We start from the raw sequence: 13,214 nt of genomic DNA, 5'->3' as shown, positions 1-13,214 counted from the left end.
TCCTCTTATTGCGCTGCCTTGGCGGCCGCTTTCGCAGCGGCGCGGGCCTTGAAGCGTTCGCGTGCGCGGGGCACTTCCTCGCCCGCCTGACAAGTGTGGCAATAGACCAGCTCCAGCGCATGGGTCGTCGCCAGATCGCCGCTTTCCGCTTGCTGGAGCAGGCGCTTCGTGAGTTCGACCGCGTGGCGATTGCCGTCACCGATCGCCTCTCCCAACGCCATGGCCTCATCCACCGCCGTGCCCGGCGTCACCACCCGGCTGACAAGGCCGAGCGACAGCGCCTCCGCGGCATCAAGCATCCGGCCAGAAAAAATGATTTCGGCTGCCCGCGCCCGGCCCAGTTGCTTCGTCAGGAACCAGGCCGCGCCGCCATCGGGCACCAGACCGAACTCCAGGAAAGGCGCCCCGAACCGCGCATTGTCCGCCGTGAAAATCATGTCGCACGCCATGGCGAGGCTCCACGACACGCCAAAGGCGCCCCCCTCCACTGCCGCAACCGTGGGAATCGGCAAGGCGCGAACCCGGCTGATGATCCGCTGCCCCATTTCGAGGCGCGCCGCCAGCGCGAGCGCCCCCTCACCCCTTGCAGGAGGCAGCTTCACATCGCCGCCATTGGAGAAATAGCCCTCCGCTCCGCTGATGATCAGCAACCGGGCAGGCGTCGCATTTTCCAACACATCGAGCGCGGCGGAAAATTGCTCCCACATCGCGAAGGACACGGTGTTCTTGGCGCGGGGCCGGTTGAGGATGATATGCGCGATCCCCCGGTCGTTCAGATCGAACAGCAATTCGGGGGCTTCGCTTACCGCGTTCATCTCTCTCGCTCTCCATTCCCGCACATTCTCTTCAAGTGCGGGAACTGAACTAGCCGACCGGGCGTCCCTCTTCAAGTAAATTTGCATCCATGTGCAAATTCATGCCTCGACTGCCTTGGGACGTTGGGTAGCGGGCAAGGCGTCCATGCCGCGTTCGGCAATGTCCTTGATCAGCCCCTCCACTTCCTTGCGCGCCGCGCCCTTCAACGCGCCGAGCAGGCTGGTCAGGTAGCTGCTCACCAGCCGCACGATGACTTCGTCGTCCGGAATGCGCCCCTGCGCCCAGTCGTTGATCGTCGCATATTCGAAGCGCACCAGATCCTCGACCAGCTTGTCGACCTCGACCCAGGGCTGGAGCTGCTTCTTGGCCACCAGCACCTCGATCCACTGGCGGTTATGGTGAACCGCAGGCGAGTGCATCGCTGCCCAGATGTCATGATCGACGTCGGAGCTGAAATAGAGCGCCATGATCGCCTTGATATAGTTGCGAATCTTGCGGTTGCGCTGCACGACGGAGATCATGCGCTCCAGATTATGCTGCATCGTGCCGGGCTCGCTGGAATAGGCGATGCGGCTGACATATTCGTCGAAATATTCCTGAATGGCAGAGGCAATCATCCGCTCCCGCGTCTGGAACGCATTATAGAGCGTGCGCTTGGCCACGCCTGCGCGCTGCCCGATCTCGTTCATGCTGAGCGCGGCGATACCCTGTTCAGCGATAACCTTGCGGGTTTCCTCCAATATTCGGCGGCGGCGCTCGATAATGGCCGGACTGGAATAAGTCTGGGGCCGCTCGCCGCTCTCCTTCAATTCTTCGTTCGCTTTACTCGCCAAAGTCAATCGCCTTCATTTCACTCTCATCCCATATGTCGGGATCATAGCGGGATTGCATGAACGTGCCAATTTATCCTTCCCTTGACGTAGAAAGCCCCGTTCCACCCGCCGGGAGGATAGCGGGCCGCGGATCTTCCATCACTTGCCCTTGGGCGCGGTTTCGCGCGCACGCTGGCGGATATAGTGACGCAGCCCTTCCAGCTCCCCGTCGGTCAACTGGCCGAAGGAACCCATGCCCCGCGCCATCAAGGCGCCGTCATGCACCACCGACTTGAAGGTTTCGGCGTCCAGCGGCACGCCCGATTTGCGCAGATCCGGTGCAGCGCCGCCCGCCATCATGCCCGAGCCATGGCAGATGACGCAGCTACTATTATAGATGCCCGCGCCGATCTTCGCCTTGTCGGCATCCACCACAAAGGCCGGATCATCCTGAATCGGTTCGTCCACCGAATCGACCTTCGGCAACTTCTTCACGCCGCCGATGGTGAAGGTCAGCAGCCGACGCTGCTGCTGGCGATAATCCCAGTTCGGCTTATTGGGGAAACTGCTGCGGAACCCGGTGATGACCGAGACATATTGCTTGCCGCCGACCGAATAGCTGATCGGCGCGGAAAGAATGCCGTTCTGCGCCGGATAGGACCAGAGCTTGCGCCCCGTCTTCGCGGAAAAGGCGTTGAACGTGCCGTCATTGGTGCCCTGGAACACCAGATTGCCCGCCGTCGCCAAAGTGCCGCCATTGAACACGCCGGGCTGGGGCACGGACCAGGCGATCTTGTTGTTGGCGACGTCGTAGGCGACGAGCTTGCTGGTCGCGACCGGGGGAACCATATTGGCCGGCGGCGCGCCCAGGCCCGTATTCACCATCATGCCGGGCTTATATTTCCAGTCCTTGATATTTGCCGGATCGACGAAGACGCGTCCTCCCTCCATCACCGGGATGTAGCTGTAGCCGGTCTTCGGGCTGAACGACATGGCCTGAATGCCGTGCGCACCATTGGGGAAGGGATACATCATGAACGGCTTGCCGTCGGGATATTGCGCGTCCGGATTGATGTCCGGCCGTCCCGTCACCGGATCGATCCGCTTCGCCCAATTCTGCTTGCCGAACTCGCCCGCCTGGATGAATTTGCCGGTCTCCCGGTCGATCGCGTAGAAAAAGCCGTTCTTCGGCGCATGCATCAGCACCGACCGCATCTTGCCGCCGATCATGATGTCGGCCAGCTCGATATCCATCGCATCGTTCCAGTCATGGCTGTTTTCAGGGTTCACCTGATAGTGCCAGACATATTCGCCGGTCTTCACGTCCAGCGCGACGATGGAGGAGAGATAGAGATTGTCGCCCCCGCCGGGGCTGCGGATCTTGATGTTCCACGGAAAGCCGTTGCCGGTGCCGATATAGATTCGGTCATATTTGGCGTCATAGGCCATGGCGTGCCATACCGATCCGCCGCCCCCCCATTTCCACCATTCGCCGTTCCAGGTCTTGGCGGCAGCCTCCATCGCCTTGTTCTCGAAGCCCTTGGCCGGATCGCCGGGCACGACATACCAGCGCCAGGCCTTCTTGCCCGTCTTGATGTCATAGGCGGTGACATAGCCGCGCACCGGGTTGTAGTCCGCACCGCCGAAGCCGATCACCACCTTGTCGCCCGCGACCCATGGCGGGCCGGTGATATAGGCGCCCTCGGCCTCATCGAGTGTCTTGACCGACCAGCGCGGCTTGCCGGTCTTGGCGTCGACGGCGATCAGACGGCCTTCACGCGTGGCGGTGAAGATGGTGCCATCCTTATAGGCGATGCCCCGCGTGCCCCAACCGGCGCGCATCCGCCATTTGGCTTCGGGCTGGCTCGCCACATCGGGATCATATTGCCAGAGCAGCTTGCCGGTGCGCGCATCGACCGCATGGACGACGCTCAGCCCCACAGCGAAATAAATGACGCCATTGACCGCCAATGGCTGAGTATAGCTGTCATAGCTATCGACATCATAGGACCAGGCAAGCCCGAGCTTTCCGACATTCGCTTCGGTGACTTGCGCGAGCGGGCTGTAATGCTGTTCCTTGTCGTCGCCGCCAAAGCTGGACCAGTTCGTCGCAGCCGGGCCCGCGCTTTCCGCCGAACGGGAGATGACGGCGGTGGAGAGCGCCAGAACCGCGGCCCCCGCCGCGAGCGCCGAAAATCTTGCCTTCATGGATCGCATCCTCTTTCTTCGGGGCGCGTCGCGACGCAGCCTTTTATTGCACCATCGTGCAATATTATGCACTTGTCAACGCGTCTCCTCAATTGACAGCGCAACGCTTTGCGGATTTAATATTGCACCGAAGATAAATTTTGGGAGCAGGGCCGTGAAGCGCAGGGCCACACAATGACCGTCCGGGTCGAAAGCCAGGGACGCGTCGGCATCGTCACGCTCGATCAGCCGGGGCGAGCCAATGCCTTCACCATGGCAATGCGCGAGGAAATCTGGCGCATTTTCGAAGAATTGGCGGAGGATGACGCGGTAGGCGCGGTCATTCTGACAGGTGCGAACGGGCAATTCTGCTCGGGCGCTGATACCGGCGACATGGGCCATCAGAACACGGCGGCATTCCTGCGCCGGATGCGCTGGCTGCACCGGATGGTGAAGGCGGTCGGCGGCATCCGCAAGCCCGTGATCGCGGCGATCGACGGCGCCTGCGTCGGCGCGGGCTGGAGCCTGGCACTGGCCTGCGACATCGCCATCGCCACGCCCCGAGCCCGCTTCTGCCAGAGCTTCGGGCGGATCGGCTACGTCCCCGATGCGGGGGCGGTGTGGCAGCTCAGCCGGCTGGTCGGGCCGATGCGGGCGAAGGAAATCGTCTATTCCGCCCGCATGATCGACGCGCAGGAAGCCTTGCGTCTGGGGCTGGTGCTGGAACTGGTCGAGAGTGACGCGCTGATGACACGGGCGCTGGAATTGGCGGGATCGCTGGCGCAGGGGCCGACATTGGCGATCGGCATGGCCAAACGGCAGTTCGAGGCCGCGCAGGCTCTTCCGCTGGACCAGTATCTGGAACTGGAATTCGCCATGCAGCCGCTGCTGGCCACGACCCAGGACCATCTGGAAGGCATATCCGCCGCGCGGGAAAAGCGCCCGCCCCATTTCCAGGGATTGTGAACTGCGATGCCGCAAACAACTTCCCCGCAACGGCCGTTGCCCCTGCCCGATCTGCTGTCGGAACCCTTTTGGGCGGCTGCGCGGCGCCATGAACTGCATATGCAGAGATGCGGCGCCTGCGGTCGGCTGGCCTATCCGCCCGAAATCGCCTGTCGGGCCTGTGGCGGGGGCGAGTTGCATTTCACGCCGGTTTCCGGGCACGCAACATTGCATAGCTGGACGGTGCTGCACGATCCGCCCTCTCCCGGTTTTCGCGACCGGCTGCCGGTGATCCTGGCGGTGGTGGAACTGGATGAGCAGGCGCGCCTGCTGATGAGCAGCAACCTCATCGGCGTCGCGCCCGACGATCTGCGCATCGGCCTGCCCCTTGAAGCGCGGTTCGAGGATGTGACGGACGACTGCACGCTGGTGCAGTTCGGCCTGGCTGAGCGCTGACCATGTGGGACTATCGGGACAAGGTGGCCGTCGCCGGGCTTGGCTACAGCACGCTGGAGCGGCGGTCGGACCGAACCCTGGCGGCGCTGACGCTGGAGGCCTGTGACGCAGCGCTGGCTGATGCCGGGCTGCAACGGAGCGATCTTGACGGCATCGCGACCTCACCCTCCATGCCGCGCTATGGCGGCAAGAAGGGCGTTGATGAAGGGATCGACGTGGTGACGCCCTGGTATCTGGCCGGGCTGCTCGGCGTGACTTCGGGCGTCCAGTGGATCGGCTCGACCAACGGCATGGTGACGCAGAGCCTGATCGATGGGGCGCTGGCGATCATCGGCGGACTTTGCGACCATGTGCTGGTCTATCGCGCGCTGCATGTACCCGATGGCCGCTACGTCAATTTCGAGCCAGTGCAGGCGGTGGGGAGCGACCAATATCTGGCGCCCTATGGATTCAGCATGCCACCCGCTTGGGCAGCGGTGGTGCTGCGCCGCTATTTCGAGCTTTATGGTTATAGCCGGGCGGATTTCGCCCATTATATCGCCAACAACCGCGCCAATGCGCAGCTTAACCCCCATGCCTATTGGCGGGGCAAGATCATCACGGCTGAGGATTATCTCGGCGCCCGGATGATTGCCGATCCCATGTCCATCCTCGATTGCGACATTCCCGTCGATGGTTGTTGCGCGCTGATCCTGACGTCTACGGAACGGGCGCGCCATCTGCGCCAGCCGCCTGCTTTGCTCACCGGCTTTGCGGCCTCCGCCCATCAGGGCGCAGGAGGCACGCCGATGAATCTTGAGGATATGCGGGACGGCGCGAAAGATGTTGCGCAACGGCTGTGGGACACAACCGGCCTGTCCCCGATGGATGTGGACAATGCGCAGCTATATGACGGCTTCAGCGTGCTCGTGCTGACCTGGCTAGAGGGCATGGGCTTTTGCCGGGACGGCGAGGGACTGGCATTCCTGCGCGAAGGCCATGGCGATCTGGGGGGCAGGCTGCCGATCAATACCGGCGGCGGAGCGCTGGGCGAAGGGCGGCTGCATGGCATGACGCAGCTTGCCGAAGCGGTGGCGCAAGTGACGGACCGTGCGGGCGAGCGGCGGGTGCCGGGCGCGGCGCGGTCATTGGCGACGATCTCCAACGGACTGGCGAAATCAACCGCCTTCCTGTTTAGCCGGGATGGGTAAGATCGTTCGGGCTGGAACCTGAACGGTGCCGAATTGATGGGCCTGATCGTCGCCGTTGATGAATATGGCGAACCCCGACCGCCGGAACCGCATCGCCAGGCAGCGCCGGTCGGGATCTTCCCATTGCGCGACGGTCAGGGGCTGGCCCTGCTCATCAAGCCACTCGACATCCGTTTCGGACAGCCAATTCGTGGCGTTGAAGTCCGGCTGTGATGATCGCAGTCTGGCAAGGGCAAAGGCATGCGCCTCGATCTCCCGATCACGCCCCGACCAGTCGACCCAGCCTGTCGCATTATCCTGCGCATAGGCATTGTTGTTGCCCTGCTGCGTACGCCCGAACTCATCGCCTGCCGTCAGCATGATCGTGCCGCGCGAGCAGAACAGCGTGCCGAGCAACGCCTTGATATCCCAGCGCCGCGCGGCCTGAACTGCCGTGTCGTCGCTCACCCCTTCGACGCCGTTGTTCCAACTGAAATTCTCGCCATGGCCGTCGCGATTCTGCTCGCCATTGGCTTCATTATGCCTGTGTTCATAGGCTGTGAGGTCCGCCAGGGTGAAGCCGTCATGGGCCGCCAGGAAATTGACGGTGCGCGTGGCTGGACCGCCACGGAAGATATCCGACGATCCGGAGAGCCGCGTCGCCAGAGCGCCAAGCGTGCCGCGATCCCCTCGCCAGAAGCGCCGTATATCGTCGCGGTAACGGTCATTCCATTCCAGCCAGCGTTCCCCGAAATGACCAAGCTGATAGCCGCCGGGACCGATGTCCCACGGCTCCGCGATCAGGATGCGATCGGCCAATAGCGGATCGACTCCTATCGCTGCTAGCAACGACGCCTTTGGATCGAAACCGGCCGGCAAACGTCCCAGCGCTGGCGCGAGATCGAAGCGAAAGCCGTCCACGCCCGCTGCACTGACGAAATGGCGCAACGAATCCAGGATGAGCCGTTGCGTGACGGGATGATTGCAGTCGATGCTGTTCCCCGTGCCGGTATCGTTGATCAGGCGACCATCGGGTTCATGCCGGAAATAGCTGCGAGCATCGAGGCCGCGCAGAGACAATGTCGGCCCCAGTGCATCGCTTTCCCCGTCATGATTATAGACCATGTCGAGGATCACCCCGATCCCCGCCGCGTGCAACGCCTCCACAGCGGCGCACAGTTCCGCCATGCCGCCGGGCGCCAGCCGGGGATCGAGCGCGAAATAGCTGACCGGATTATAGCCCCATGCGTTGTGCAGCCCAAGCGGCCCCAGATGCCGTTCATCGATCCAGGCGTTGATCGGCATCAGTTCGATCGCGGATACATGCAGGCGACGCAGATGATCGATCACGGCGGGATGACCGAGTGCGGCAATCGTCCCTCGCTGCTCTTGCGGAATGTCGGGGTGCAGCATGGTAAAGCCACGGACCTGAACTTCGTAGATCAGGCCGCCGCGACGAAATAAGGGCTGCGCAAGGGCGACCGGCGGAAGCGGCGTCCTCGCCACCCCCTTGGGCATGAGCGGCGCGGTATCGATGCAACTCCCCCGCTGCGCGGCGAGAACCGGATCGTAGACGAACGCCCGGTCGATTTCCGTTGCATAGGGATCAAGCAACAGCTTGTAGGGATCGAACCATAGTCCTGCGGCTGGATCATAAGTCCCGTCCGCTCGGAAGCCGTAGCGCGCGCCCTCACCCACGCCCGGCGCATCAATGGACCAGACGCCCTCCCCATCCCGTGCCATCGGCAGGCGCGTCTCGCGATCATCGGCATCGAACAGGCACAGCCGGAGCTGTTCGGCATTGGGCGAATGGACGCGAAAACGGGTTCCCAACCCATGAATGTCCGGGCCGAGCGCCCTTGGACTCATGGCGCGTTCCGGAGCAATGCGCGGAACAGCTCGGCATAGCGCGCCGCGCTGTGGGTCCAGGAAAAGTCGGCGCGCATCCCCGCACGCTGCATCGCCTGCCAGTCCGGCTTGTGCGCATGAAGCCGGATGGTCCGCGCAATCGCGCCGTGCAGCGCCAGCGGATCGGACGGCGGAAAGACGATGCCTGTCGCGACACCCGCGCTGACGGCGGCCTCATTGGCGTCGATCACCGTATCGGCCAGCCCGCCGACCCGCGCCACCACCGGCACGCAGCCATAACGCAGCCCGTAAAGCTGCGTCAGTCCGCAGGGTTCGAAGCGGGAGGGGATCAATATGGCGTCGGCGCCAGCCTGCATCAGATGGGACAGCGGCTCGTCATAGCCGATCTGCGCCCCCACCCGGCCGCGATGCCGGTCCGCGGCGGCCAGAAAAGCGCCCTCCAACGGATGATCGCCCGACCCCAGCACGGCCAGCTTGCCGCCCAGCTCCACAAGATGGTCGATCGCGCCCATCACCATGTCCATGCCCTTTTGCCAGGTGAGGCGGCTGACGATGATGAAGATCGGGGCATCGTCGCGGTCGAGGCCGAAGCCCGTTTCCAGCGCCCGGCGATTTGCGTTCCGCCCGCCCAGCGCCCGCGCGCTGAACGGCTTGGCGATAAGCGGATCGGCGGCGGGGTTCCAGATAGCGGTATCGACGCCGTTCAATATGCCGTGCAGCCGGTCCGCCCGCCCGTTGATCAGCCCATCCAGCCCCATGCCATGCACCGGCGAGCGGATTTCATCGGCATAGGTGGGGCTGACGGTGGTGATGGCGTCGGCGGAGACCAGACCCGCCTTCAAATAGCCCGTGCCGCCATAATATTCGACGCCGTCGACGCCCCAGGCTTCGGGCGGCAGGCCGAGCTGGGGGAAGATGTCCGCGCCGAAACGGCCCTGAAAGGCGAGGTTGTGGATGGTCACCACCTTGGGCACGGCATGGGCAGGCCCGAAGCGCATATAGGTGGCGGTCATCGCCGCCTGCCAGTCATGCGCATGGACCAGATCGGGCCGCCAGCCCTTCGCGCCTTCGGCCGCGATGTCCGCGCCTGCGCGGGACAGGGCGGCGAAGCGCTTCCAATTGTCGCTCCATTCGCCGCCGCCGGGATCGCCATAGGGACCGCCTTCCCGCGCAAAGAAATCCGGCGCGTCCAGCACCAGCAAATCAAGGTCGCCCACTCTGGCGGCTAGCACCGTGGCGGGCGCGCCGAACAGCGTTTCATAGCGCCGCAACGCCTTTGCCTTGCCCAGCCGCGAGAGGACGGAGGGATAGCCGGGCACCAGCGTCCGCACTGCAATGCCATGTCCGGCCAGCGCGCCGGGCAAGGCTCCCGCCACATCGGCCAGCCCCCCGGTCTTGATCAGCGGATAGATTTCGGACGCGACCGAAAGCACCTGCATCGAAGCCGTCTTGCCCAAGATCAGTCCACCAGCCGTTCGATCATATATTGGGTAATCAGCGTCACGCCGCTGTCGGTGCGGCGGAAACGCTGTGCGTCATGATCGGGATGCTCGCCCACGATCAGGCCAGGCGGGATGATGACACCCGAATCCAGCACGCATTTGTGCAACCGCGCCCCGCGCCCGATGACGCAATCGGGCATGACGACGCTTTCCGTGACGGACGAGAAGCTGTGCGTCCGAACGCCGGAAAAGAGCAGGCTGCGGTGGAGCGACGATCCCGACACGATGCACCCGCCCGCGACCAGCGAGGATGTCGCGGACCCGCGCCGTCCTTCCTCATTATGCACGAATTTGGCGGGCGGGGTGACTTCGGAATAGGTCCAGAGCGGCCAGCTCCGGTCGTACAGGTCGAGTGACGGCACCACATCGGTCAGATCGATATTGGCCTGCCAATAGGCGTCGATCGTGCCGACATCGCGCCAATAGGGCACCGGCTCGCTTTCGGCGCGCACGCAACTGTTGGAAAAGCGGTGGGCGACGGCTTTGCCATGGCTGACGATATGGGGGATGATGTCGCCGCCGAAATCGCGCTTGCTGGCGGGATCCCCCGCATCCCGGCGCAATTCTTCGATCAGGAAAGCGGTGCGGAAGACATAGATGCCCATGGACGCCAGCGCCACGCCGGGATTGCCGGGGATATGCGGCGGCTTCTTCGGCTTTTCGACGAAGGCGGTGATGACGTCCTGCTCATCCACATGCATGACGCCGAAACCGCTGGCTTCCTTCACCGGCACTTCCATGCAGCCTACGGTGACGTCAGCGCCGCTGTCGACATGCTGCTGGAGCATCAGCTCATAGTCCATCTTGTAGACATGGTCGCCCGCCAGGATGACCATATATTCGGGCGCATAATCCTCGATGATGTCGATATTCTGGAAGACGGCGTCGGCCGTGCCCTCATACCATTGGCTTTCCGACACGCGCTGGCTGGCGGGCAGGATATCGAAGCTTTCGTTGCGCTCCGGCCGCAGGAAGTTCCAGCCGCGCTGGAGGTGGCGGATCAGCGAATGCGCCTTGTACTGCGTCGCGACGCCGATGCGGCGGACGCCGCTGTTGAGCGCGTTGGAGAGGGCGAAATCGATGATCCGCGCCTTTCCGCCGAAATGAACTGCCGGCTTGGCGCGGCGGTCGGTGAGTTCGGCCAGACGACTGCCGCGCCCCCCGGCCAGCACATAGGCCATGGCGTCACGGGCGATCGGCTGGTGTCTTGGCTGCATCGGCCTCTTCTCCATCATGCCCGCGAGCGTTTGGCTTCCACCCGTCGGTCTCAATAGTCCAGTTCCAGCATCAACGTGCCAAAGGGCGGGATGGTGACATTGCCCCATCCTTCCTCATCAGCGGTGACGATCCCCATATTCCCAACACCGCTGCCGCCATATTCCGCCGCGTCGCTGTTCATGATCTCCCGCCAGCGTCCCCCCGAAGGCAGGCGCATCCGGTAGCCATGGCGCAATTGCGGGGTGAAATGGCTGATGACGACGATCGGCGCGGCGCCCGGCGCGCGCCGGACCCAGGCAAAGACCGAGTCCGCCGCCGCGTCGACCAGCACCCATTCGAACCCCTCCGCCTCGCAATCGCGGGCATGGAGGGCTGGGCGGGAACGATAGAGGCGGTTGAGGTCGCTCACCAGCAACTGCACGCCCCGATGCGGCGCATGGTCCAGCAAATGCCAGTCGAGCGCCCGATCCTCGCTCCATTCGTCGCGCTGGGCGAATTCCTGGCCCATGAACAACAGCTTCTTGCCGGGATAGCCCCACATCATCGCGTAATAAGCGCGCAGGGTCGCGAATTTCTGCCAATCATCCCCGGCCATCTTGTGGAGCAGGGATGATTTGCCGTGCACCACCTCGTCATGGCTCAGCGCCAGCACGAAATTCTCGGTAAAGGCGTAGAGCAGGCCGAAGGTAATATCGTCATGATGATGGGCGCGATGCACCGGATCACGCGCCAGATAGCGCAGCGTGTCGTGCATGAAGCCCATATTCCATTTGAAGCCGAAGCCCAGCCCTCCTTCATGGACGGGGTGGGACACTTTTGGCCAGCTCGTCGATTCCTCGGCTATGGTCATGATGCCGCCATGAGCGCCGTAGAGCGCCGTGTTCATCTGCTGGAGGAATTCAACCGCCTCCACATTCTCCCGCCCGCCATGCTTGTTGGGAATCCATTCCCCTTCCTTGCGGCTATAGTCGAGGTAGAGCATTGAGGCGACGGCATCGACCCGCAACCCGTCGACATGATAGCGCTCCGCCCAGAACAACGCATTGTTGACCAGGAACTGCGCCACTTCGCGCCGCCCGAAATTGTAGATGGCAGTGTTCCAGTCCGGATGGAAACCCTTGCGCGGGTCTTCATGCTCGTAAAGCGCCGTGCCATCAAAGCGTGAGAGGCCATGGGCATCGGTCGGAAAATGCGCTGGCACCCAGTCGAGGATCACCCCGACACCCGCCCGATGCGCGCCGTCGACGAAGCGCGCAAATCCCTCCGGATCACCGAAACGCGCTGTCGGCGCATAAAGGCCGGTGGTCTGATAGCCCCAGCTTGGATCATAGGGAAATTCGCTGATCGGCAGGAACTCGATATGGGTAAAACCCATGCCGACCACATAAGGGATCAGCCGGTTGGCCAGCGCATCCCAACTCAGGAAATCGTCATGCTCGTCGCGTTGCCATGATCCGGCGTGGACTTCATAGATGGAAACGGGTTCGCGGCGCGGATCGGCCTTCTCCCAATGGGCGCGATGGCGCTCATCGCCCCAGACATGATCCGGCGCGCCCGCGACGATGGAAGCGGTCGAGGGCCGCAATTCCGACTGGAAGGCGAAGGGATCGGCCTTCAATGGCAGCATCTCGCCATCCGGCCCGATAATCTCGAACTTATAGGGGCTGCCCTGCACCACTTCCGGCAGGAAGATTTCCCAGACCCCCGCATCCTGCCGCCGCCGCATCAGCCCCCGGCGGCCGTCCCAGCGGTTGAAGTCGCCCACCACCGCAACCCGTTGCGCATTGGGCGCCCAGACCGCGAAATGCGTGCCCTCCACCCCTTCATGGGCGATCAGATGCGCGCCCATCTTGTCGAATAGCCGCGCGTGAGACCCTTGGGCAAAAAAATAGTCGTCCATCGGCCCCAGCACCGGGCCAAAGCTGTAGGGATCGATCAGCCGATATTCGCCGCCATCCGCATAAGTGGCGCAATAGCGCAGCGGCTGGCGCTTGCGGATCGACACCTTGCCGAAGAACAACCCGCCCACCCCGAGCGGGGTCAGGGTTCCGATAGCCTTGCCGTCCAGCCTGTGCGCCGTGACACTGACCGCTTCGGGCAACAGGACGCAGGCGGTGAAGCCCCCTTTTCCCTCAGAAGCACCCGCCGGATGGACGCCAAGCGTCGCAAATGGATCGTCCTCGCGCCCCTCCAGCAGCCGGGCGATCTGTTCCGGCGTCAATCCCACCCTGTTAACGGCC

Annotated in this window: 10 protein-coding genes; 3 read left to right on the top strand and 7 right to left on the bottom strand. The window is 63.4% G+C overall.

The features are described from left to right. Positions 1 to 5: 5 nt before the first annotated feature. The 3 genes from K426_RS12110 to K426_RS12100 form a co-directional block, all read right to left on the bottom strand. Entirely contained in the window at positions 6 to 815 is an 810-nt protein-coding gene (locus K426_RS12110) for an enoyl-CoA hydratase/isomerase family protein (RefSeq protein ID WP_066557370.1), read from the bottom strand. 99 nt (positions 816 to 914) lie between these two features. Next, positions 915 to 1,649, bottom strand: coding sequence for a TetR/AcrR family transcriptional regulator (locus tag K426_RS12105; protein WP_066561717.1), 735 nt, complete (start codon positions 1,647 to 1,649; stop codon positions 915 to 917). Positions 1,650 to 1,787: 138 nt separating this feature from the next. Then, positions 1,788 to 3,836 carry a PQQ-dependent dehydrogenase, methanol/ethanol family gene (locus K426_RS12100; RefSeq protein WP_066557367.1) on the bottom strand — a complete coding sequence of 683 codons (2,049 nt, stop codon included), beginning with the start codon at positions 3,834 to 3,836 and terminating at the stop codon, positions 1,788 to 1,790. Between the two features lie 174 nt (positions 3,837 to 4,010). On the opposite strand from K426_RS12100, the gene K426_RS12095 reads away from it, so the two are divergent. From K426_RS12095 to K426_RS12085, 3 genes are read left to right on the top strand one after another with little or no spacing between them, the layout of a single operon-like run. After that, a complete protein-coding gene (locus K426_RS12095) occupies positions 4,011 to 4,781 on the top strand; it encodes an enoyl-CoA hydratase/isomerase family protein (protein WP_066557363.1) in 771 nt (256 codons plus the stop codon). Between the two features lie 6 nt (positions 4,782 to 4,787). Continuing rightward, a complete protein-coding gene (locus tag K426_RS12090; RefSeq protein WP_066557361.1) occupies positions 4,788 to 5,216 on the top strand; it encodes a Zn-ribbon domain-containing OB-fold protein in 429 nt (142 codons plus the stop codon). A 2-nt stretch (positions 5,217 to 5,218) separates the two neighbouring features. Further along, positions 5,219 to 6,406, top strand: coding sequence for a thiolase C-terminal domain-containing protein (locus tag K426_RS12085; protein ID WP_066557359.1), 1,188 nt, complete (start codon positions 5,219 to 5,221; stop codon positions 6,404 to 6,406). Here the strand turns inward: K426_RS12085 and glgX are convergent. From glgX to glgB, 4 genes are read right to left on the bottom strand one after another with little or no spacing between them, the layout of a single operon-like run. Further along, on the bottom strand, positions 6,374 to 8,254 hold the full coding sequence (gene glgX / locus K426_RS12080) for a glycogen debranching protein GlgX (protein ID WP_066557356.1): 1,881 nt from the start codon (positions 8,252 to 8,254) through the stop codon (positions 6,374 to 6,376). The two genes, K426_RS12085 and glgX, sit on opposite strands and share 33 nt — an antisense overlap. After that, entirely contained in the window at positions 8,251 to 9,693 is a 1,443-nt protein-coding gene (gene glgA, locus K426_RS12075; protein WP_066561716.1) for a glycogen synthase GlgA, read from the bottom strand. The genes glgX and glgA overlap by 4 nt, the downstream gene beginning before the upstream one ends. Before the next feature lie 20 nt (positions 9,694 to 9,713). Continuing rightward, on the bottom strand, positions 9,714 to 10,973 hold the full coding sequence (glgC, locus tag K426_RS12070; protein ID WP_066561715.1) for a glucose-1-phosphate adenylyltransferase: 1,260 nt from the start codon (positions 10,971 to 10,973) through the stop codon (positions 9,714 to 9,716). A 50-nt stretch (positions 10,974 to 11,023) separates the two neighbouring features. Then, entirely contained in the window at positions 11,024 to 13,201 is a 2,178-nt protein-coding gene (glgB, locus tag K426_RS12065) for a 1,4-alpha-glucan branching protein GlgB (protein ID WP_066557354.1), read from the bottom strand. Positions 13,202 to 13,214: the final 13 nt, after the last annotated feature.

The sequence above is a fragment of the Sphingobium sp. TKS genome (assembly GCF_001563265.1).
Taxonomy (GTDB): domain Bacteria; phylum Pseudomonadota; class Alphaproteobacteria; order Sphingomonadales; family Sphingomonadaceae; genus Sphingobium.
This window is presented reverse-complemented; position numbering and strand designations above follow the sequence as displayed.

What these genes read in the sequence shown, in the direction of transcription:
- K426_RS12085 (WP_066557359.1), top strand. Translation starts at nt 5,219, where the DNA reads ATGTGGGACTATCGGGACAAGGTGGCCGTCGCCGGGCTTGGCTACAGC.
- glgX (WP_066557356.1), bottom strand. Translation starts at nt 8,254, where the DNA reads ATGAGTCCAAGGGCGCTCGGCCCGGACATTCATGGGTTGGGAACCCGT.
- K426_RS12100 (WP_066557367.1), bottom strand. Translation starts at nt 3,836, where the DNA reads ATGAAGGCAAGATTTTCGGCGCTCGCGGCGGGGGCCGCGGTTCTGGCG.
- K426_RS12090 (WP_066557361.1), top strand. Translation starts at nt 4,788, where the DNA reads ATGCCGCAAACAACTTCCCCGCAACGGCCGTTGCCCCTGCCCGATCTG.
- glgC (WP_066561715.1), bottom strand. Translation starts at nt 10,973, where the DNA reads ATGCAGCCAAGACACCAGCCGATCGCCCGTGACGCCATGGCCTATGTG.
- K426_RS12110 (WP_066557370.1), bottom strand. Translation starts at nt 815, where the DNA reads ATGAACGCGGTAAGCGAAGCCCCCGAATTGCTGTTCGATCTGAACGAC.
- glgA (WP_066561716.1), bottom strand. Translation starts at nt 9,693, where the DNA reads ATGCAGGTGCTTTCGGTCGCGTCCGAAATCTATCCGCTGATCAAGACC.
- K426_RS12095 (WP_066557363.1), top strand. Translation starts at nt 4,011, where the DNA reads ATGACCGTCCGGGTCGAAAGCCAGGGACGCGTCGGCATCGTCACGCTC.